We start from the raw sequence: 20,972 nt of genomic DNA, 5'->3' as shown, positions 1-20,972 counted from the left end.
CCTGGTAAAGGCCTTAAGCCTTGATGAGTTGGCGCGTGGCGTTGGAGACGGTGTAATCGGCGGCGACGCGGACATCGCGCAGATGACGAACCTGGCGGATCGATTCGGCGTACAGCGGATGGGCCTTGTAGGCGCGGAAGTCCTCGATCGTGGCGAATTCGCCATAGACGATGATGTCGATGTCATTGGCGATCTGGTCGATCTTTTCGTTGTAGGAGACTTCAAGTAGCGCCGCGTGCTCGATCTGGGTCAGGACCGACAGGCCGCGATAGATGGCTTCGCGGTCCGCTTCATTCGGGCTGGAAAACATAACGATGTGACGGATCATGAGCGGGCTTTTCGTAACAAATCTAACGACCCGCTTCCCTTAAACCGTGAGGATTATCCGTCAAGCGTCGATTTTGCCGCAGAAGACCTATTCCCCGGCCAGACCTTCGGCATGGCCGCAGGCGCGATCATGGATATGGACCGGACGATGATTGCGCAGATAGTTATAGGCGTGTCCGGTGGCAATCAGCAGCGCGCCGATAACGCTCAAGGTCACTTCGATAGCCGCCAGAGCCGGAATAAAGGCCGCCAGCGCCAACAGAATCAGGCCGGCGACGATCGGCACGGAGATCTGCCACTTACGCCAGACATGCGAGGCGCGGATAGCCCACAGGCTGATCGGCGCGGCGGTGAGCACCAGCGCGGCATGGACCCAGCTTCCGGTAAAGGGCGTCAGGGCCGGCAGGAGGACGACCAGGAAGGGTAGGGCCAGGCAGTGCACCACGCACAGAGCGGACAGGCCCAGTGAGGCGATATCAAGCCATGTTTTCTTTACGTGCAGCATAGTGGCCTTTCCGTATGCCCCTGCGGGCACATATGTTATAGCATAACTTATTACAAGGGCGGCGAAGAATTTGATGGAGAATTATTTCATCGCGTTTGATGTTACTTTATAACATTACAAATTGATCTGTCCAGCCTGCTGTGAAAAAAACCTTGCTCATTTAATAAATCAATTTTACTTAATCGAACGAAGCCGGACCACACGGATATGGGGAGACGCATATGAGTTTGACTGCGGAACAGCGACTGGCGGACCTGCGTGCGGAATTCGAGGCCCTGGTCTCCGCGCCCAATGCGCCGCATCACAGCATGACAGCCCCCGGCAACGGCATCTATCAGCGCTGGCAGCATCCGGTGATCACCGCCGCCCATGTACCGCTGGAGTGGCGCTATGATTTTAATCCGCAGACCAATCCCTTCATGATGGAACGGCTGGGCATCAACGCCACCTTCAATGCCGGGGCGATGAAATGGCAGGGTAAGTCTATTGTCGTGGTGCGTGTCGAGGGAAACGACCGCAAGTCATTCTTCGCTATTGCCGAAAGCGCCAATGGTGTCGATGGTTTCCGCTTCTGGCCGAAGCCGGTGGTGCTGCCGCAAACAGAAGACCCAGACACCAATGTCTATGATATGCGCCTGACTCAGCACGAAGATGGCTGGATTTACGGTCTCTTCTGCACCGAGCGCAAGGATCGCGCCCTGCCGGATGATCTGTCAGCAGCGACGGCCCAATGCGGCATCGCCCGCACAAAGGACCTGATCACCTGGGAACGCCTGCCGGACCTGATCACCCACTCCGGCCAGCAGCGCAATGTGGTGTTGCACCCGGAATTTGTCGACGGCCAATACGCGCTCTACACCCGTCCGCAGGATGGGTTTATCTCGGTCGGCGCCGGCGGTGGTATCGGCTGGGGTCTGTGCGATGACATGACCAAGGCGGTGATTCAGCAGGAAGTCATCGTCGATAACAAGGCCTATCACACCATCAAGGAAGTGAAAAACGGCCAGGGGCCTGCACCTATAAAGACATTCGAAGGCTGGCTGCATCTGGCGCATGGCGTGCGCAATACGGCCGCGGGCCTGCGCTATGTGCTGTACATGTTCATGACCGCGCTTGATCAGCCGTGGTGTATCATCCATGCGCCGGGCGGGCATTTTATCGCGCCGCAGGGTCAGGAACGTATTGGTGACGTGTCGAATGTCGTCTTCTCCAACGGCTGGATCGCCGATGACGATGGCCGGGTGCTCATCTACTACGCCTCGTCGGATACCCGCCTGCATGTGGCGACCTCGACGGTGGCGCAACTGATCGATTATTGCAAAAACACCCCTGCTGACCCGCTGGCTTCGGCGGCCTGCGTGCAGCAGCGCATCGACCTTATCGACCGCAATGCGGCTTTTCTGGCCAAAAATCCGGTAAGCCAATGAGCCTGCGAGACGAAGCCCATGCGGAAGGTCTGCGCCTGCTTGACTGGTGGGAGGGCCATCTGGTCGATGGGCGCGGCGGCTTTTATGGTGAGGTCGATGCCGGGGACCGGCCGGTTTTGGAGGCGTCAAAAAGCATCATCCTCAATACGCGGCTGCTGTGGTTTTTCAGCGCCATGTCCGGTTGGTCGGGTGATGCGCGGGCGCTGACTCTGGCACGGCGCGCGGCCGACTATATCCGCACGCATTTCCATGACGCCGAGCAGGGTGGCCTGTATTGGCGGCTGACGGCGGCGGGCCTGCCCGAAGACACGCGCAAGCAGGCTTATGCGCAAGGATTTGCCGTCTATGCCTTCGCCGAATATCACCAGGCGACCGGGGATGCGGGGGCGCTGACCTTCGCCCGGGATTTGCAGAATCTGATCGAAGCAAAATACTGGGACGCCGGCGCTGGCGGCTATATCGAGGCGCTGAGTGCCGATTGGCGAGCCTTGCCAGATCAGCGCCTGTCCGACAAGGATCTCAATGCGCCCAAGACGATGAACACGCACCTGCATGTGCTGGAAGCCTATAGCCGGCTGCATGGAGTGGCGCCGGCGGAGGACACGCGCGCGGCCCTGCACCGCATTTTTACTCTGTTTCTCGATCGCTTTGTTGCACCGGAGGGCCATCTGCGCCTGTTTTTCGGCATGGACTGGAATGACCTGACGCGCTCGGTCTCCTATGGCCACGATATCGAGGCGAGTTGGCTGATCTGGGAAGCGGCGGAGGCGCTGGGCGATGAAACCCTGCTCGCACGCGCCCGGCCGGTGGTGCTGGCCTTGGCGGAAACAACGCGGTGCGAAGGCTTGAGGGCGGATGGAGCGCTGGCCTATGAAAAAGGACACGGCGGTCATCTCGATCCGGATGGCGAATGGTGGGAGCAGGCCGAGGCGCTGGTCGGTTTCGTCAATGCCTGGCAGATGACCGGTGAGGCTGGTTGGTTGGGAACGGCCGAACGCGTCTGGAACTATACCAAGGCGCAATATGGTGCCGGCGGCGCGACCGAATGGACATGGTACGCCGCCTTGGCGCCACGTGAGAAAATCTACAAGGCGGGCCAATGGAAATGCCCGTATCATAATGGACGCGCCATGATCGAACTCGATCGCCGGCTCAGATAACAATAACCCGAACAGGGGCAGGAAACATGAATTTACAACCCATCGATCTGGCGATTGTCGCGGGCTATATATTGCTGACTATAGGCCTTGGATTCTGGGTGGCGAAACTGTCTTCAGGCAGCCTGCAAAGCTATTTCCTGGCCGGAAACAAGCTGCCGTGGTGGGTGCTGGGGCTTTCCAATGCGTCGGGCATGTTCGATGTGGCCGGTACCATGTGGATGGTCGGGCTGCTGGTCGTCTACGGCCTGAAATCGGTGTTCATTCCGTGGCTGTGGCCAGTGTTCAACCAGATTTTCCTGATGGCCTTCCTCGCCATATGGCTGCGCCGATCGGGTAAGCTGACCGGCGCCGAATGGATCAGTTTTCGCTTCGGCGAGGATGCCGGCGCGCGGGCCTCGCACCTGATCAATGTGATATTCGCGCTGATCAATGTGGTGGGGATGCTGGCCTTTGGCTTCCTCGGCATCGGCAAGCTGGCGGCTGAATTTATCCCCTATCAGTTCGTGGCCGATCCTATGGTCAACGACAAGATCTACGGCCTGATCGTCGTGGCGCTGACCACCATCTATTCGGTCAAGGGCGGCATGTATTCGGTGGTGATGACCGAGATATTGCAGTTCTTCATCAAGCTTGTGGTCTGTTTCGCCATCGCCTGGGTCGCCATGACCCTGGTGACGCCGGAGATGATCGCGGCCGTGGTGCCGGCCGGCTGGCACGATATCTTTTTCGGCTGGCACCTCAATCTCGACTGGACCGGTGTGGCGCAGACCGCCAAACCGGAAAACAAGGTGGTGGCGACGACGGCGATCTCCGTCATCACCAATGAAGGCCATTCGGCGTTTGGCATCTTCTTCATTCTGATGACCTTCCAGGGCCTGTTCAAGGCGATGGCCGGACCGGCGCCGAACTACGATATGCAGCGCCTGCTGTCGGCGAAATCGCCCACCGAGGCGGCCAAGATTTCCGGCTTCGTCAATATCGCTCTGCTATTTCCGCGTTATCTGATGATCGCCGGCATGGCGGTGCTGGCCTTGTGTTTCATCGGACCACAATGGACACATCTCGAAGCCGCCGCCGTCGCCTCCGGCCAGGCCTATGCCGGCGATATCGATTCCGTCCTGCCGTGGGTGATCCGCAACTATATGCCGGCCGGGCTGATGGGGCTGGCGCTGGCGGGGATGCTGTCGGCCTTCATGGCGACCTATTCGGCCTCGCTCAATGCCGCGCCGGCCTATGTGGTCAATGACATCTACAAGAAGTACATCCGGCCCGATGCGCCGGAAAAGACACTGGTTCATTTGTCCTACGCCACGTCGCTGACCTTCGCGGTGCTGGGCGCTTTCATTGGCTGGCAACTGACCTCGATCAACGATATCGTTGGCTGGATCACCACCGGGCTTTACGGCGGCTACACGGTCGCCAATGTCATCAAATGGTATTGGTGGCGGCTGAATGGCGCGGGCTATGCGGCCTCCATGACCCTCGGCGTGGCGGTGGCGATGTGGATGGTGGTTTACAAGGACCCGAACGGTCATGCCATCGACGCCCTGGCGGCTTTTCCGTGGCTGTTCGCGGCCTGCACGGCGGTGGCGGTCGCCGGGTCGTACCTGACCAAACCGACCGACATGACCGTGCTGAAAGCCTTCTACAAAAAGACCCGGCCGTGGGGTTTCTGGGGACCGGTTTTGCAGGCCTTGCGTGAAGATGAACCGAACGCGCAACCGAACAGGGACTTTGCCCGCGATATGTTCAATTCGATTATCGGCGTGCTGTGGCAGACGGCGATCACGGCTTCGGCGATTTTCCTGATCATCCGTGAAATGGACCGGTTCTGGTTGTCGCTGGGATTGGTGGTGGTGTGTTCGGTGGTGATGAAGTTCACCTGGTGGGACCGGATGCGGGATGAGCCGCTCTGAGCCATAATCCCGTCACAACCTTTCGGTTAGCTGCGCGGGGAGGGGGTTATCATGTTGAAAGCTGTTCTTGCAGTTTTGGGGTTTCTGGTTATGCCGCCCGCTGTGCAGGCTGCCGATTGTTCCTATAATCATGCGCAGTTGCTGGCTCTGGATTACAAGGCGTTCGATCATGAAGGTTGGCGTTCGCTCGCGGCCATAGACGATTGTAAGTTGGCGGCCGCCGATCTGATCCGGGATTATCGCGGCGCACACCCCGACTTGTCCGCCGATAATATGCGAGGCCTGAGTTGGCACGAAGGTCAGATGCGGGCTGCCTTCGGCGATTATGAAGGCGCCATCCCGCTGCTGTCGGTCGATAATCCAGATCCGGCAATGCGTGACTATGCCGCTGCCACCGTCGCTTTTCTTCGGCATGACAAGGCAGCTTTGCTGGCCGCGCGGGCGCAATTGATTGCAGAACCCAAGCCCGACGGGTGGGATGAGGCGGTAGCGGAACTCAAAGCAAATGGTGAGACGATCTTGTGGCCGTTAAATCTGGAGATCGTGGACGGCCTGATCGCCTGCTTTGATAAGCCATATGCGGAGGCCTACGGCTGTCGGGTTAAAGCCGCAGGTTAGCCCCTTGCATCAAACTGTAACCTGACTACATACAGTAGGCGCAAAAATTGAGGAGCACCTGCCGTGAAAATCGAAATCTGGTCCGATGTCATCTGTCCGTTCTGCTATATCGGCAAGGCGAATCTCGAACAGGCGCTGGCGCAGATCGGCGGTGAGGCGGACATCGTGCACCGCGCCTTTCGTCTGTCACCGGGCGAGCCGGTGATCCCGACCGATCAGATGTTGAGCCGCAAATATGGCCTGACGACGCAGCAGGTGACGGCCAATCAGGCCAGCCTTGAAGCCCGCGCGGCGGAGGCCGGTCTGGAATTTCATCTGTTGGGCACCCTGGCCGGCGATACCACAGACGCCCATCGCCTGATTGCGCTGGCGGCTGGCAAGGGCAAACAGGCCGAGGCCATCGAGCATCTCTATCGCACCTATTTCACCGATGGCCGCAATATCTTCGACCGCGCCGTGCTGCACGAGATCGGCGCCGAAATCGGCCTGACCGCGACCGATATCGACGCCGCCTTTACCTCGTCAGAGATCGATATGCAGATCGCGCTCGACCAGCGTCAGGCGCAATCTATCGGCGTGTGCGGGGTACCGTTCGTGGTGGTCGATGGCAAATATGCCGTTTCCGGCGCGCAACCGGTCGCGGCTTTCGTCCAGACCTTTCAGGCCGCCGCCGCGGAAGCCGCAAAAAATCCGGTCATCGCAGGCGACGCCTGCGGCATCGATGGCTGCGATCCCGCATAAAATAAATAGTCTTGATCGATTGGCGAAGCGGAAGGCGCGGCCTATATAGGCCGGTAACCTCCATGCCCGTTCTGAGCCAGTCGAAAGCGACCGCCTGATGAGTCCGCCTCCCAATTTGCAAAATACGCCGATGCCGAAGTCCCAGGGCAAGTTTTCCGAAACCCTGGCCTTCCTCAAGCCCTACCTCTGGCCTGCCGACCGGGCCGATCTGAAACTTCAGGTCGTTTTCGCGCTTCTGTGTATGCTTCTCGGCAAAGGGGTGACGGTCATTATCCCGTTCACCTACAAGTGGGCGGTCAATGCGTTAACGCCAGGCGCCATGTCGGTTCATGCCGGCCCGCCGGGCTTCTGGACGCTGATGATCGCGGCCCCAATCATCATGGTGATCGCCTATAATGTGGCGCGGCTTTTCTCGAACGTTTTCAACCAGGTGCGCGACGCCCAATTCGCCGCCGTCGGCCAGCACGCCGTGCGCGGCCTGGCCAACCGCACCTTCGCCCACCTGCATCATCTGTCCTTGCGCTTCCATCTTCAGCGCCGCACCGGCGGCCTGTCGCGGGTCATGGAACGCGGCAAGTCGGGCATCGAAACCATTATCCGCCTGACCATGATGGTCGGCATCCCGACCCTGATCGAGTTCATCCTGACCTCGATCATCCTTATCTGCCAGTTCAATATCTGGTACGTCGTCGTGGTCGCCGTCACGGTCGTCGTCTATGTCTGGTTCTCCATCGTGGCCTCGAACTGGCGCATCGCCATCCGCCGCGATATGAACGAGGCCGATACGGATTCGATGTCGAAGGCGATCGATTCGCTGCTCAATTTCGAGACCGTCAAATATTTCAATAATGAGCAGCAGGAAGCCGACCGCTACAATGTGGCGACGGCGCAATACGAAAAAGCGGCGATCAAGACCTATACCTCGCTGGCTTGGCTCAACCTCGGCCAGGCGGTGATCTTCACCATCGGCATGGCCATCGTGATGCTGATGTCGGCCTGGGAAGTGACGACCGGCCGCCAGACAGTCGGCCATTTCGTCATGATCAACGCCTTCATGATCCAGCTTTCGATTCCGCTCAACTTCATCGGCACATTGTACCGTGAAATCTCGACCGGCCTTATCGACATGGAAGCGATGTTCAAGCTGCTCGACGAGCCGGCCGAAGTGATCGACGCGCCGGATGCCACCGAACTGGTGGTGAGCGACGGCGCCATCGCCTTCAAGGACGTGCACTTCTCCTACGATCCGGACCGCCAGATCCTGAAAGGTGTCACCTTCGAGGTGCCGGCCGGCAAGACGGTGGCCGTGGTCGGGCCTTCGGGCGCCGGCAAGTCCACCCTGTCACGGCTGCTGTATCGCTTCTATGATGTCACCAGCGGCGCCATCGAGATTGATGGTCAGGACGTGCGCACGGTCACCCAGGCAAGCGTGCGCAAGGCGATCGGTATGGTGCCGCAGGATACGGTGCTGTTCAACGACACCATCGCCTACAATATCGGCTACGGTCAGTTCGGCGCGTCACGCGAGCAGGTCGAGGAAGCGGCTGAATCGGCGCAGATCGCCGGCTTTATCGCCACCCTGCCGAAGGGCTACGACACCGAGGTCGGTGAGCGCGGCCTCAAGCTCTCCGGTGGTGAAAAGCAGCGTGTCGCCATCGCCCGCACCCTGCTGAAAGCGCCGCCGATCCTGATCCTCGATGAGGCCACTTCTGCGCTCGATACCCATACCGAGCGCGAAATCCAGGCGTCGCTCGATGATGTCTCGAAAAATCGCACGACTCTGGTGATCGCCCACAGGTTATCCACCGTGGTCGGCGCCGATGAGATTCTGGTGCTGAAAGATGGTGTTATCGCCGAGCGAGGCAAACACGCCGACCTGATGAAGCTGAACGGCCTCTATCATTCAATGTGGGAACGCCAGCGCGCCGCCGACGCCGCCCGCGAAACGCTTGCCAAGGTCGCTGCCGAGGTCGAATAAGGCGAACATCAAGGCGCAAAAAAAGCCCCTCGCGCCATGACGGGTGCGAGGGGCTTTTTTGTGTAGGTTCGTTCGGCTTACGAGGACGAAGACGTCGTCGTCGTGGTCGTCGTCGAAACGGCGGCGTCCGAAGCCGGGGCTTCCGACATCGGGGCCATGGCGTCAACGGCCGGCGACGTCACCTCGGTCGAGGTTTCAGTCGTGGTCGATGTATCTGCCGGCTTCGAGCAGGCGGCGACCGACAGCGAAGCAGCGGCCACGGCAGCGATAGCGATGAATTTAAACGTATTGCGCATGATTGTGATTCCTTCTCACCAAGACGTGATGGACTATGGCGGAGGGAGAATATGGAAGCGCTGTGGGTGGAGCCTGTTATTCATAAAAAAGTTGTAAGGATTGGCCGGAGTTCGAAAACGCCATCATATTATCGGAGGCAGGGGCTGTGCCCCTTCTACTGCGCCACCCAGCCGCCATCGATGCTGAGGGGGGCGCCGTTGATCGCCTTGCCGGCGTCCGAGCACAGGAAGACGGCCAGCGCGGTGATGTCCTCGACCGAAACGAACTCGCCGGTCGGCTGGGCGGCCAGGATGACCTCCTTGATCACCTGTTCACGCGTCATGTTGCGCGCCTTCATGGTGTCGGGGATCTGTTTGTCGACCAGCGGCGTATGGACATAGCCGGGGCAGATGGCGTTGGCCGTAATACCGAAGGCCGCGCCTTCCAGGGCGATGGTTTTGGTGAAGCCGAGCAGGCCGTGCTTGGCGGCGACATAGGCCGACTTGAACGGCGAGGCGACCAGGGCATGAGCCGAGGCGATATTGACGATGCGGCCCCATTTCTTCGCCTTCATGCCGGGAAAGGTCAGGCGCGTGGTGTGGAAGCTGGCGGTCAGGTTGAGGCCGATAATGGCGTCCCACTTTTCCGGCGGGAAGTCCTCGATCGGCGACACGAACTGGATGCCGGCATTGTTGACGAGGATATCGACCCCGCCGAGCGTGACGTCGATCTCCTTGATCAGGGTGGCAATCTGGTCCGCCTTGGTCAGGTCGGCGCCGTTAAAGCGCACCTCGACGCCGTGATCGGCGGCCAGTCCGGCGCGGACTTTCTCGATCTCGCCAGCGTCGCCGAAACCGTTGAGCATGATGTTCGCCCCCTGCGCCGCCAGCCCTGTCGCTATGGCTAATCCGATACCGCTCGTGGAGCCTGTGATGAGCGCGGTTTTGCCAGATAATGACATGAGTTTATTCCTTGGATTTGGGGGAGGAGTCCTGGGCATGGGAGGCGACATTGAGCGCCTGCTTGCCGCATTGTTCGACGAAGGTCATGGTCGCCTTGGTCTGGTCCTGGCCGTATTTCAGGCAGGTGGCGGCCCATTTCTTTTGCAGTTCGGCGACCGATGCCGGATCGCGCTTTCTGGAGGCCTCGTTCATCAGGGTGATCGCTTCCTGGGTGAAGGCGGCGGTATCTTCGGCATAACGGTGTGAGGTGGTGCTGATCATCTCGATCAGGTTGATCAGGCTGCGCGCGGCGCGCTGCTGCTGATCGGCCATCAGGCGCAGGCCGTTTTCAAAGGGTGAGGGCGTGCTCATGTCCGCGGTCTCCTCAATCAGTATGGTATATTCTCAAGGGAATACCGCAAAACTATGGCCGGTTTCGCAAGGGTGCGCAAATGCAAAAAAAAGATCATCCGGCGATCCCGGTCAGTTCAATAAAACCGTGCCGAGCAGAACCTTTGCACCCTTGCGGCCAAGGATCGCATCCGTGGCGGTCTGGAGTTGCATGACGATGAAGTCCGCATTGACCAGGGCGCTCGAATTGAGGCTGCCGGCATAGGCCTGTAACCGCGCGACATAGGCATCCTGCAAACGCGGCTGATATAGCCTGATCTGCTCGACCAGCTTCGCGTCATCGCTGTAGAGGCCCATATCGACGCTGAGCGTACCGTGGCGGCGCCGGCTGGCTTCGGTAAATACATTGATCGTGTTGAACTGCGTATAGCCTTCGCCACCGCCCTTTTTCTTGGGTTCGGAAGCGGTGGCGGCCGGTGCGATAAGGCTGGCAACGACGGTAAGGGCGAGGAACTGTCTGCGGATCATGCCTGTCAGTATAGCCCCCCGGCGTTAAGGCCTGGTTTATTTGGAGTAAATAAAAGGTAACCATAAATTCCCATAAATTCAAAGATATAAGTCAACACGGAATTAAGGGATTTGCGGTATTCTGCGGGATGGTGACGGGCAACGGACGAATTTCAACCCTATGAACATGCTTCATTCACAGACCCAGCGCCTGTTGCGAAAGGTCAACTGCACGGCGGTCAGTCTGCTGATCGTTGAGGATAATGACGCCTCGCGCCGCCTGGTGGTGGAGTTGCTGCGCGCCGCCGGCTTCACCAGTCTGAGCTTCGCCCGAAACGCCGAAGAGGCCCTGGAACACCTGCAAAACCAGGCGCCCGACCTCATGTTGCTGGACTGGAACCTGCCGGGCATGTCGGGGCTGGAACTGGTGACCCTGATCCGTGGGGCGGCGCTTAAACCGGATGGACGCATTCCCGATCCCGCCTTGCCGATCGTCATGCTGACGGCGCGCCAGCGCGCTGATGATGTGACGCGGGCGCGTGACGCGGGCATCAACGAATTCGTCGTCAAACCATTCTCGACCACATCCCTGCTGCGGGCCATTTCGTCCGCCCTGACCCAAAAGCGTCAACCGGTGGCGGAGGCTGTCGTTTCGGAGCGCCGCCGCCGCAAGGCGCAACTGTTTCCGGGACTGCTGCGGCGGCCTGAAAGCAATGGCAAGCCGAATCCGATCGACACAGGGCTGAATACCCTGCGCGGCCTGATAAGTCATGCGGGCCAAAAAACCGCTCATAAAACCGCCAAAAAAACCGATGTCGAAGCGGTTAATCAGACGGTTCTGGATCTGATGCAGAGCCATGCCGAGGCGCATACATTCCGCCTGCGGCTGGTTGAACTGGCGGCGCAATCCCTCAACGACTATATGCGGTTGTTTGGCGATCACGCCGATCCGGAGGTGGTTGACGTGCACCTCGATGCGCTCATCCGGCTCAATGAGGTGCCTTATGCCCATCCGGACGACGCCCAGGATATTGTCCGGCACCTGAAAGTGCTCGTCACCAAACGTAAAACCACGCGCAAGGCCGTCCCCAAAAAGGTCGCGCAATGAACGCCTTCGCCGCCCTGGACAATCGCGCACCCATCAGCAACACCCTGTCGAACCGCGATCTGCGCAGCCTCGCCAATCTCGGTGAAACGGCCTCGACGAGCCGCGTGCTGAACCTGTCGGCTATTCATGTCAATTCGGCGCGCGAAAAGGACTACCAGTTAAAACCGTTCTTCCGCGACTCGCAGATGAACAAGTGCATCCTGGTCAAGCATACCCTGCGCGCCAACGAACGCGACCTGTTCGGCCGCCATCGCCGCACGGCCACCAAGATCATCCTGCCGTTCGATGCGACGGACCTCAAGCTGGGCGGGCGCTCGATCCTGATCAACCAGGCCGGCTTCGACGCCTTCTGCCGCGGCTATTTCGGTGACGACATCAACGCCAATACCGATGTGCAGATCCTGCGCCTGCTCGATCAGTTGCCGTCACTCGATCCATTCCTGGTGCGCGAACACCTGGCGCGCCAAGGTTTCCGGCCGGGCGCCTGCTATCTCAAGATTTCATCGCATGATATCCAGCGCATGATCGGCTTCGCCAATGAAGAGATCGAGCGGCTGGTGCGCACGGCCTTTTCCGGTTCGCTTGGCGGCGGATCGGCCATCAAGCTGGCCGGCAAGATACTCGCCAACGAACTCGACACGGAACTGTGGCCGCTGAAATCGACCCTGCGCATGTCGGACGATGAATTTTCCGATGGCATCTTCTCGTGGCGCGGTTTCCTCTATTTCAAATGGCGCCATATCGAATTGCAGGACGAGATGCGCCGCGTGCTGGACGGCCTGTCGACCTACCAGCCGATCGGCGCTTGCGATGATGGCACACGCGATTATCTGAAAGAGGTGCGCCCGCGCCTGGTGCGCCGGATCGTCAACGCCGTCGCCAGTGTCGGCCGCACGCTCAATGTCTATGACCAAGCCTATCATGCCCTGGTTCATGGCGAAAATCCCGGTCCGTTCCGCCGCTTCCTGCTCGACGGGCCGAGCCTGTTTTTTGAACTGGGCGAAAGCATCGGAATCCTGAGTCATATCGCCTCTTTCTGGACCTATCGCATGGGGCAGCAAATGATGACCCAGCGCCTGACGCCATTCGAATATGGCGACATCCTGATGGATTTCGAAGATTCGCTGTCGGTCGTTTCGCTCGATGACGAGGAGAGTGGCAGATGATCGGCACCAGTCTGGCCTTTACCGACGGCCTGAATCGCGCCGTCTCGGACAGCGAATTCACCTCGACGCGTGAAGTGCGCAATCTCGCCAACCTGAACCGAACCTGGTCGTCCTGCCGGGTGCTGAACCTCGCCAAGATCTATACGACCTACCGCGATAATGAGGACTATATCGCCAAGCCCCTGTTCGAGCACTCGGCGCTCAATCGCGCTCTGATTCTCAAGCACACTTTGCGGCTGGATGAGCGCGACCTCTTTCCCGGCGGGCGTCGTACGGTCACCAAGGTGATCATGCCCTATGATCCGTATGATCTGCGTCTGGGCGGCCGGTCGTTCTTCGTGCGCCAGACCCAATACGAACCGCTGATGCGCAATTATCTCGGTATCGAGGATATGGGCAAGAACCGTGACGCCCAACTGTTGCGCACGATCGACGATCTGCCGTCTCTTGATCCTTTCCTGCTGCGCGAACACCTCGACAAGGCCGGCTGCAACCCGTCCGGCGTCTATTTTCAGATTTCGGCGCATGACCTGAAGGCCATGACGGCCTTCACGGCGCGTGAAATCGAGAATCTGGTCAATGTGGCCCTGGGGCAGGACAAGACCAGCCGCGAGGCCACCCGGCTCGGCGCCAAGATTTTATCGGACAAGCTGAGCCAGACGCTGGAACCGCTGCAAAAAACCCTGCGGATGAACGATGAGGAATTTCAGGAAGGCATCACCTGCTGGCGCGGATTTCTCTATTACAAATGGTGCCATGTCGAACTGCAAAACGGCCTGCGCGACGTGCTGGGCGGCCTCGGCAGCTATCGCACGTCCGGCAGCTATGATGAAACCCTGCGCAGTTATCTGAAAAAAGCCCGCCCGCGTATCGCCAAGGCCGTGGTCGAGGTCATCAGCGACGCCCGCGATACGCTCGATCATTACGATCAGGTCTATCACGCGCTGGCGGTGCGGCGCGATCCGGAGCCGTTCCGGCAATTCCTGCTGTTCGGCTCGGAACTGTTTATCGAACTGGGCAACAAGATCGGCACGCTGAACCATATCGCGTCGTTCTGGAAGTATCGTATGGCGCGGCTCAACCGCAAAGGCGCCAAGCCGTTGCAGGATATCGAATTCGCCGACATGCTGATCGATTTCGAGGCCAGCCTGTTCAACAGCATGAAGAAAGACCCGATGCGCCAGCGGGCTTAAGGCTGATTAAAGAACTCCCCCTGATTTGGTTGCGCCGAACTTCGTTTCAGGGGGAGATGTCGCCCTTGCGACAAAGGGGGTTATTACCAGCGTCACGGCAAACTGATACGTCGGTTGTAACCCCACCCGGCGCTTTGCGCCACCCTCCCCTGATATCAGGGGAGGTTCTGTTTCCTACTTATCCATCAGTTTCTGCATGAAGTAGGTATAGTCGATAGCGTATCTGCGGGCGCGTTCCGGCAGGTTTGACGCCGCCGCATGGCCGCCTTCGGTATTCTCATAATAATAGAACGGCAGGCCCATCTCTTCAAACAAAGCCGCCATCTTGCGGGCATGAACCGGGCCGACGCGATCGTCCTTGGTCGAGGTTTCGAACAAAGGCTCCGGATAGGCGACACCGGCCTTTACGTTATGATAGGGCGAGATGCCGCGCAGGAAAGCGCCTTCGACCGGATCGGCGGGATCGCCATATTCGCCTTGCCACGAAGCGCCGGCCGACATTTTCGTGTAGTTGACCATATCGAGCAGCGGGACCTGCACATCGACGGCGTTCCACAGGTCCGGACGCTGGGTGAGCTGGACGCCCATCAGAAGCCCGCCATTGGAGCCGCCCATGATGCCGAGATGGCGCGGCGTGGTGATCTTTTTCGCGATCAGGTCTTCGGCCACCGCCTGAAAATCGTTATAGATATTCTGGCGCTTGGTTTTCAGGCCGGCTTCATGCCAGGACGGACCGAATTCGCCGCCGCCACGGATATTGGCCAGCACGAAGGCGCCGCCCTTTTCCAGCCACAGCTTGCCGATCGTGCCGGAATAATAAGGGGTCGAGGAAACCTCGAAGCCGCCGTAGGCATTGAGGATGGTCGGCGTCGTGCCATCGAGCCTGATGTCTTTTCTGGCGATGAAGAAGTAGGGCACCTTCGTGCCGTCCTTTGAGGTCGCCCAATATTGCTGCACCTGCAAGCCCTCGGCATTGAAACGCGCCGGCGAGGATTTGAGCGTTTCGAGCTGGCCTGTCGCCGCATCGACATTGACCAGGGTGGCCGGGATCAGGAAGGATGAAACCGTGAGCAGGACGCGATCGCTTTCATCGTCGGTCGAGGCGATATCGAGCGCCGAATTGGCCGGCAGGTCGAGTTTTTTCGCCGACCATTTGCCACCGCTATAGTCATAGCTCCAGATCTCGCCGGTGACGTTCGACAGCAGCGACAGGATCAGGCGGTTCTTCGTCTGGCTGATGGCCTCGACCGACTGGTGCGCATCGGGCTGAAAGAGCAGCGTGGGTTCGAGTTTTGCCGGATCAGCCAGCGCCTTCGCCAGATTAAATACCAGCACCGCGCCGGACTTGAAAACGGTGCCCTTCGCCGAGGTCCAGTCTTCCTTGAGGCTGTAGATCGCCTGGCCATCCATATAGCCATTGAAGTTCGACGATTGCGGCAGGGGCAGTTCGACGGCTTTGTCGCCGGCATAGAACAGTTGCTGCGTATGAAAGAAATCGAGGCCGCGATAGGCGTAGTCCATGACATATGCGCCGCTGACATCGCGCAGCACGGTGCGGCCGGCGCTGACATCGCTTTTAGCGCCGCGATAGATTTCCACCGCCTGATCAAGGCTCTGGCCGCGTTTCAGCGATTTGGTGATGTAGGCGTAGGACGACGCGGTGACGTCGCCCGGTTGCCATTCGCGGGTGATATAGACCGTATCGGCGTCACGCCAGGTAATGCTCTGCTTGCCTTCGGGCAGTGTGAATCCACCGGGGATGAAGCTCTTGGTGGTGATGTCGAACTCGCGGACGGTGGTGGCGTCCTTGCCGCCGTCCGACAATTCAATCAGGCAGCGCGTATAGTCAGGCGCCAGGCAGTTGGCGCCTTCCCACACCCAGTTCTTGCCCTCGGCCTTGGAGAGCGCGTCGATATCGAGGATGGTGTCCCATTGCGGCGTGGCGGTCTTGTATGAGCCCCAGGTCGTCTGGCGCCAGATGCCGTGAGTATGTTCGGCGTCCTGCCAGAAGTTCTGCACCATGCCCTTGTGCGCGAAACCCGGCACGGCGATACGGTCGGTGGCCTGCAATATGGTCAGGGCCTCGGCTTGGTTCTGGGCGAAGCGCGGGTCTTTCGAGAGCTTGTCGATGGTGGTCTGGTTGTGCGCCAGCACCCATTTTATGGCCTCGGCGCCGTCGATTTCATCGAGGAAGGCGCGCGGATCGGGGGCATCTTTTGCGGCGGTATGGGGATTGTCGGCGACGGCTTTGGCGACGGTAGTCATTTGTGCCCATGAGAATGAGGGTTGGCTGAGGGCGACCGCAACGAGCGCCGTGGTCATACATAGGGATTTCAGGGAAATGCGCATCGGGGAGCCCCACTTTTTTCTGACGCTAATAGATTGCATGTGAAACTAGCGGCTTTCAGGGGCTTGACAAGATTACAAAAAAGTCATGAATCGCCGTCACGAAAAAATCATTTCAATAGAAACCAGTTTGACGCTAAACTTCGTAAAAACCAGAGGAGGCCGTCATGCAGGATGCGGATGAGAAGCACGGAATTGTCGGCGGCTATGTGCCGGAACGGGCCGACTGGACCATTCCGCAGGACTGGTCGCTCTACTCCAGCGAAGAACACGCCACCTGGAAGACGCTTTACGAGCGCCAGATGAAGCTGATCCCCGGCCGGGCGTCGCAGCATTATCTCGACGGGCTGGCCGACCTGCCGATCACCGCCGACGCCATCCCCGATTTTGAGCGGCTGTCAGATGTCCTGGAAAAGCGCACCGGCTGGCGGGTGGTGGCGGTGCCGGGCATGGTGCCCAATGACGTCTTTTTCGACCATATGGCCAATCGCCGGTTTCCGGCCGGGCAGTTTATCCGCAAAAGCCATCAGCTCGATTATTTGCAGGAGCCGGACGTCTTCCACGATATTTTCGGCCATGTGCCGATGATGGTCAATCCGGTGATGGCCGACTTCATGCAGGCCTATGGCGAGGGCGGATTGAAAGCCATGCGGCTCGGTGAACTGGACCGGATCGCCCGGCTCTACTGGTACACGGTCGAGTTCGGCCTGATCGCGGAGAAGGGTGACGTGCGCATCTTTGGCGGCGGCATCCTGTCGTCGTTTACCGAGACGCAATTCGCGCTGGAAAGTCCGTCGCCCAACCGCATCGGTTTCGACCTAGAGCGCGTGATGCGCACGCATTACCGCATCGACGAATTCCAGGAGACCTATTTCGTCATGCCGTCGATCGACACCCTGTTCGACATGGCGAATACTGATTTCGGGCCGATCTATGAGCGGCTGAAATCCGTGCGGGATTACGGCCTGTCCGAAGTCCTGCCGGGCGACCATATCTATACCCGTGGCACGGGGGAATATCACCGGGCGCTGGCCTGAATTTGACAGCCCGTCGCACACGTGGTCTGTGTTGGAAAACGGGAGAAAACGTCATGGATATGAATCGCCGTCACCTGCTGGCCGGTTTCTCGGCGCTTGGTCTGATTGGCCTGTCCGCCAATGCCGCGGCAATCAAGCAGCCTTACCAGAAGATCGGCCTGCAACTCTATACGGTGCGTGACGCCTTCACCGCCGATCCATCCGGCACACTGCAAAAGATCAAGGGGCTGGGCTATGATTATGTCGAGACCATTTCCTTTGGCGGCATGGCGCCGGCGGCCTTCAAGGCGAAGCTGGATGAGATCGGCCTGAGCGCACCTTCCTCGCATATTGGTCTGGCGGACTGGAATACGCGTCCGGAAACGGCGCTCGATGACATGACAGCCCTTGGCGCCGACTATGCCGTGCTGGCGTGGATGCCGCCTGAAGACCGCAAGGACTGGAAGGCGCTGGGCGACAAGATGAACACATGGGGCGCGCTGGCGAAGGCGCGAAACTTAGGCTTCGCCTATCACAACCACGATTTCGAATTCACCAAGACGGCTGAGGGCGAAATGCCCTACCATCTGCTGCTGGAAAATACCGATCCGGCCCTGGTGAGTTTCGAACTGGATTGCTACTGGGCCAGCTTTGCCGGGCACGATCCGCTGCATATCCTGAAAGAACATGGCGACCGCATTCGGATGCTGCACCTGAAGGACAAACTCGCGGATGGTTCGATGGCGCCGGTCGGTGAAGGCGTGATCGATTATGCGGCTGTGCTGGCCAAGGCCAATGACCTCGGTATCAAGTACGGCTTTGTCGAGCATGACAATCCGGCCGATCCGTGGGCGAGCATTGCGACGAGCATAAAGAATTTGAAGGGATAACTTTAAGCTCTCCCCCTCTTGGAGGGGGAGCTGAGCGGCATTGCCTGCAATGGCGATCAGAGGGGGTAAGCAGACGGCGGGTTTATCCCCTGTCGTCTTCGTATACTACGCAAACAAAGCTACTCTCCCCCATCATGATGGGGAGGAGATTTTCTATTCCCCTGCCTTCTTCTGGTAATAATCCCCCAACACAAAGAAGGCTGCCTTGCGCTGGCCGGTTTCGGAAAGCAGGCCCTTGCGGTTCCAGCCTTGCTGATAGGTGTTCTGCCGGCGCGGCGAGCGGAAGTCCTTCAGGATCCACGGTGACAGGCCAGCCAGGAACGGAATATGATCGGCCATTTCCAGCGTCGCCTTGTAATAGCTGGCCTGGTAATCCTCGCTGAACCGGTGCTGCTGCGCCGGGTCGTGATAGCCGTATTTCGCGCCGGCGCCGAACTCGGAGAAAATCATCGGCTTGTCGTAATCCGAATGCCAGACCGTCTTGCGGACGTCTTCCAGCGTGCCGTTGCCATACCAGCCATTATAGGTGTTGATGCCGATGACATCGAGATAGGCGCCCAGCGGGTCCTTGATCGAAATGTCGTTGGGGCCGTTACTGGTGGCCGTATTCAGCGCCGCCGAGACCAGCCGCGAACCGTCGAGATCGCGCGCCTCCTGCGCCAGCGCGCCGAGAAAATGATTGCGCGCGTCCGATACCGGGGTTTCATTGCCCACGCTCCAGATGATGACGGCGGCGCGGTTGCGGTCGCGCAGGATGTTTTCGGCGATCATCTTCTGCGCCGCCTGGAGTGTTTCCGGTCGGTTGAAATTGACGCTCCAATAAACCGGAATCTCGCTCCACACCAGCAGGCCCAGCTCATCGGCCATGCGCGTCGTTACCTCGGAATGCGGATAGTGCGCCAGCCGGACATAGTTGCCATGCAGGCCGGTTTTTATCTCGTTGAGCAGGGCGCGCGAGGCCTCCGGCGTGATGCGGCGCGACGGATCGGGGCCGAACTCTTCCTCATGCAGGGAAATGCCGCGCAGGAAGACCGGCTTGCCATTAAGGATGATCTGGCTGCCCTTCACTTCGATGGTGCGGAAACCGATGCGGTCGCTTAAGGAGTCGGCGCCAGCGGTCACGGTGACGTCATAAAGGGTCGGCGCATCCGGTGACCAGCGTTTCAACCCCGCAGGCGCCTTGGCCGCGAGGCTGACCCGGCCATCAGCGCCGGTCGTGCCCTTGAGGTTGAGTTTCAGCGCCGGCACGCGGACTTCCACCGCCTGCCCGGCTTTTTGCGGACCGTCGAGGGCCACGTCCGCTTCGATGCGACCGGTCTTGGTCAGGCGGATGAAATCGTCGTCGATATAGGTCTGCGGCGTGACGACGAGGGTCACATCCCGCGTAATGCCGCCATAGGTTTCCCAGTCGGTGACCGTCGGCGGAATGGTGTCGGGGGTGCGCGTCGAATCGACCGCCACGACGAGGTTGTTATCCTTGGCGCGCAGTTTGTCCGTCACGTCGAAGGAAAACGGTGTGAAGCCGCCTTCATGTTCGCCGATGGCCTGGCCATTGAGATAGACGGTGGCGTGGTAGTCCGCCGCGCCGAAACGGAGGAAGATGCGCTTGCCGTCTGCTTTAGGCGCGTCGAAGCTCTTCTGATACCACATCAGGCCGTTATAATAGCGCAATTGCAGATCGTAGCCGATCCAGGAGCCGGGCACATCGGCGGTTGGCGCGCGGCCGAGATCGTATTCGTAGAGCGCATTGGGATTGTCGCGCGACGCCTGCTCGACATTGACATCCGCCCCGCGCGACAGGCGGGGATTGACCGGCCGGCCCAGAAAATCGGCCTGCCCGTCGCGGTAGGGATCGACGCTGTAATGCCACGGACCGGAGAGCGACAGACCGTCGCGTTTGTCGGCGTTTACCAGCACGAACGGCGGCACCAGCGCGGTATAGGCCGCATTATCGGCCGGTTTGGCCGGCGCAGCGTGAAGCGGCGTTGTGGTCAGCGCCAGAGCAACGAAAATGGACGATAAAACGAGCCTGTTCCGGCGCATGGGAGTTTCCTGTCCTGTTATTTTGCGCCGAGGCTATCCGCTTAAGACACCGGTGGCAAGATGCCGCAGAATTGACCTGTGGCGGCGCTTGTCAAAAGCGGTGCCGGCGCGCAAGATGCCCCTATGAGATCCGTACTTTCGACTGATGAATTAGCTGCCCTTTCGCGTGGCCTGCCGGACTGGAGGCTGGAAAGCGACGGGAAAGCGATTTCCCGCACGCTCAAATTCGCTGATTTCAAACAGGCCTTCGCTTTCATGACCAAGGTTGCCGCTGAGGCCGACCGGTTGGATCATCATCCCGAATGGTCCAATGTCTATAATACCGTCTCCATTCGCTTGACGACGCATGATTCAGGGGGGCTGACGCAAAGCGATATCAAACTGGCGAGATTGATCGATAAGGCGGCGTTGAGCATATAAGCCACTCACGCATTTAATTTTTATTTTTCTGCCCGTAGTTCTT

At 59.3% G+C, this 20,972-nt stretch carries 20 protein-coding genes; 12 read left to right on the top strand and 8 right to left on the bottom strand.

What is annotated here, in order from left to right; all coding sequences use genetic code 11:
• Positions 1-13: 13 nt before the first annotated feature.
• Together VL130_RS08740 and VL130_RS08735 are read right to left on the bottom strand one after the other, a co-directional pair.
• Positions 14-328 (bottom strand): Dabb family protein, encoded by a 315-nt coding sequence (locus VL130_RS08740; protein ID WP_325362459.1) that lies wholly within the window; start codon positions 326-328, stop codon positions 14-16.
• A gap of 87 nt (positions 329-415) precedes the next feature.
• Positions 416-832 carry a MerC domain-containing protein gene (locus tag VL130_RS08735; RefSeq protein WP_325362458.1) on the bottom strand — a complete coding sequence of 139 codons (417 nt, stop codon included), beginning with the start codon at positions 830-832 and terminating at the stop codon, positions 416-418.
• 221 nt (positions 833-1,053) lie between these two features.
• Here VL130_RS08735 and VL130_RS08730 point away from each other — a divergent pair, with 221 nt between their 5' ends.
• The 6 genes from VL130_RS08730 to VL130_RS08705 all read left to right on the top strand — a co-directional run bounded on the left by VL130_RS08730 (position 1,054) and on the right by VL130_RS08705 (position 8,672).
• A complete protein-coding gene (locus VL130_RS08730; protein ID WP_325362457.1) occupies positions 1,054-2,259 on the top strand; it encodes a glycosidase in 1,206 nt (401 codons plus the stop codon).
• Positions 2,256-3,419 carry an AGE family epimerase/isomerase gene (locus VL130_RS08725; protein WP_325362456.1) on the top strand — a complete coding sequence of 388 codons (1,164 nt, stop codon included), beginning with the start codon at positions 2,256-2,258 and terminating at the stop codon, positions 3,417-3,419. The genes VL130_RS08730 and VL130_RS08725 overlap by 4 nt, the downstream gene beginning before the upstream one ends.
• Positions 3,420-3,445: 26 nt before the next feature.
• Positions 3,446-5,335 carry a sodium:solute symporter family protein gene (locus tag VL130_RS08720; RefSeq protein ID WP_325362455.1) on the top strand — a complete coding sequence of 630 codons (1,890 nt, stop codon included), beginning with the start codon at positions 3,446-3,448 and terminating at the stop codon, positions 5,333-5,335.
• A gap of 51 nt (positions 5,336-5,386) precedes the next feature.
• A complete protein-coding gene (locus VL130_RS08715) occupies positions 5,387-5,953 on the top strand; it encodes a hypothetical protein (protein ID WP_325362454.1) in 567 nt (188 codons plus the stop codon).
• 63 nt (positions 5,954-6,016) lie between these two features.
• On the top strand, positions 6,017-6,694 hold the full coding sequence (locus tag VL130_RS08710) for a DsbA family oxidoreductase (protein WP_325362453.1): 678 nt from the start codon (positions 6,017-6,019) through the stop codon (positions 6,692-6,694).
• 97 nt (positions 6,695-6,791) lie between these two features.
• Positions 6,792-8,672 (top strand): ABC transporter ATP-binding protein/permease, encoded by a 1,881-nt coding sequence (locus VL130_RS08705; protein WP_325362452.1) that lies wholly within the window; start codon positions 6,792-6,794, stop codon positions 8,670-8,672.
• A gap of 77 nt (positions 8,673-8,749) precedes the next feature.
• Here the strand turns inward: VL130_RS08705 and VL130_RS08700 are convergent, their stop codons facing one another.
• The 4 genes from VL130_RS08700 to VL130_RS08685 form a co-directional block, all read right to left on the bottom strand.
• Positions 8,750-8,968, bottom strand: coding sequence for a hypothetical protein (locus tag VL130_RS08700; RefSeq protein WP_325362451.1), 219 nt, complete (start codon positions 8,966-8,968; stop codon positions 8,750-8,752).
• 155 nt (positions 8,969-9,123) lie between these two features.
• Positions 9,124-9,909, bottom strand: a complete 786-nt coding sequence (locus VL130_RS08695; protein ID WP_325362450.1) for a 3-hydroxybutyrate dehydrogenase — start codon at positions 9,907-9,909, stop codon at positions 9,124-9,126.
• A 4-nt stretch (positions 9,910-9,913) separates the two neighbouring features.
• On the bottom strand, positions 9,914-10,261 hold the full coding sequence (locus VL130_RS08690; RefSeq protein WP_325362449.1) for a phasin: 348 nt from the start codon (positions 10,259-10,261) through the stop codon (positions 9,914-9,916).
• Positions 10,262-10,372: 111 nt separating this feature from the next.
• Complete coding sequence (locus VL130_RS08685; protein ID WP_325362448.1) at positions 10,373-10,768, bottom strand: Tat pathway signal protein; 396 nt, start codon at positions 10,766-10,768, stop codon at positions 10,373-10,375.
• A gap of 160 nt (positions 10,769-10,928) precedes the next feature.
• On the opposite strand from VL130_RS08685, the gene VL130_RS08680 reads away from it, so the two are divergent.
• From VL130_RS08680 to VL130_RS08670, 3 genes are read left to right on the top strand one after another with little or no spacing between them, the layout of a single operon-like run.
• Entirely contained in the window at positions 10,929-11,855 is a 927-nt protein-coding gene (locus VL130_RS08680) for a response regulator (protein WP_325362447.1), read from the top strand.
• Positions 11,852-13,021, top strand: a complete 1,170-nt coding sequence (locus tag VL130_RS08675; RefSeq protein WP_325362446.1) for a hypothetical protein — start codon at positions 11,852-11,854, stop codon at positions 13,019-13,021. Before VL130_RS08680 ends, VL130_RS08675 begins: the two co-directional genes overlap by 4 nt.
• A complete protein-coding gene (locus tag VL130_RS08670) occupies positions 13,018-14,214 on the top strand; it encodes a hypothetical protein (RefSeq protein WP_325362445.1) in 1,197 nt (398 codons plus the stop codon). Before VL130_RS08675 ends, VL130_RS08670 begins: the two co-directional genes overlap by 4 nt.
• A 174-nt stretch (positions 14,215-14,388) precedes the next feature.
• Here VL130_RS08670 and VL130_RS08665 read toward each other — a convergent pair whose 3' ends face one another.
• Positions 14,389-16,479, bottom strand: a complete 2,091-nt coding sequence (locus VL130_RS08665; protein WP_325362444.1) for a prolyl oligopeptidase family serine peptidase — start codon at positions 16,477-16,479, stop codon at positions 14,389-14,391.
• Positions 16,480-16,727: 248 nt separating this feature from the next.
• On the opposite strand from VL130_RS08665, the gene phhA reads away from it, so the two are divergent.
• The gene (phhA, locus tag VL130_RS08660) at positions 16,728-17,597 is read left to right on the top strand and encodes a phenylalanine 4-monooxygenase (RefSeq protein ID WP_325362443.1); all 870 of its coding nucleotides are present in this window, start codon (positions 16,728-16,730) and stop codon (positions 17,595-17,597) included.
• A gap of 53 nt (positions 17,598-17,650) precedes the next feature.
• A complete protein-coding gene (locus tag VL130_RS08655) occupies positions 17,651-18,466 on the top strand; it encodes a sugar phosphate isomerase/epimerase (protein WP_325362442.1) in 816 nt (271 codons plus the stop codon).
• 153 nt (positions 18,467-18,619) lie between these two features.
• On the opposite strand, the gene VL130_RS08650 is transcribed toward VL130_RS08655, so the two are convergent.
• Positions 18,620-20,509 carry a glycoside hydrolase family 2 protein gene (locus VL130_RS08650; RefSeq protein WP_325362441.1) on the bottom strand — a complete coding sequence of 630 codons (1,890 nt, stop codon included), beginning with the start codon at positions 20,507-20,509 and terminating at the stop codon, positions 18,620-18,622.
• Positions 20,510-20,632: 123 nt separating this feature from the next.
• Between VL130_RS08650 and VL130_RS08645 the strand changes: the two genes are divergently transcribed.
• Complete coding sequence (locus VL130_RS08645) at positions 20,633-20,929, top strand: 4a-hydroxytetrahydrobiopterin dehydratase (protein ID WP_325362439.1); 297 nt, start codon at positions 20,633-20,635, stop codon at positions 20,927-20,929.
• The last annotated feature ends 43 nt before the right edge of the window (positions 20,930-20,972 follow it).

The organism is Asticcacaulis sp. (assembly GCF_035497195.1).
In the GTDB taxonomy this organism is placed as follows: domain Bacteria; phylum Pseudomonadota; class Alphaproteobacteria; order Caulobacterales; family Caulobacteraceae; genus Asticcacaulis.
Note: the sequence above shows the minus strand (reverse complement) of the source record. Positions and strands in the feature narration are given on the sequence as shown.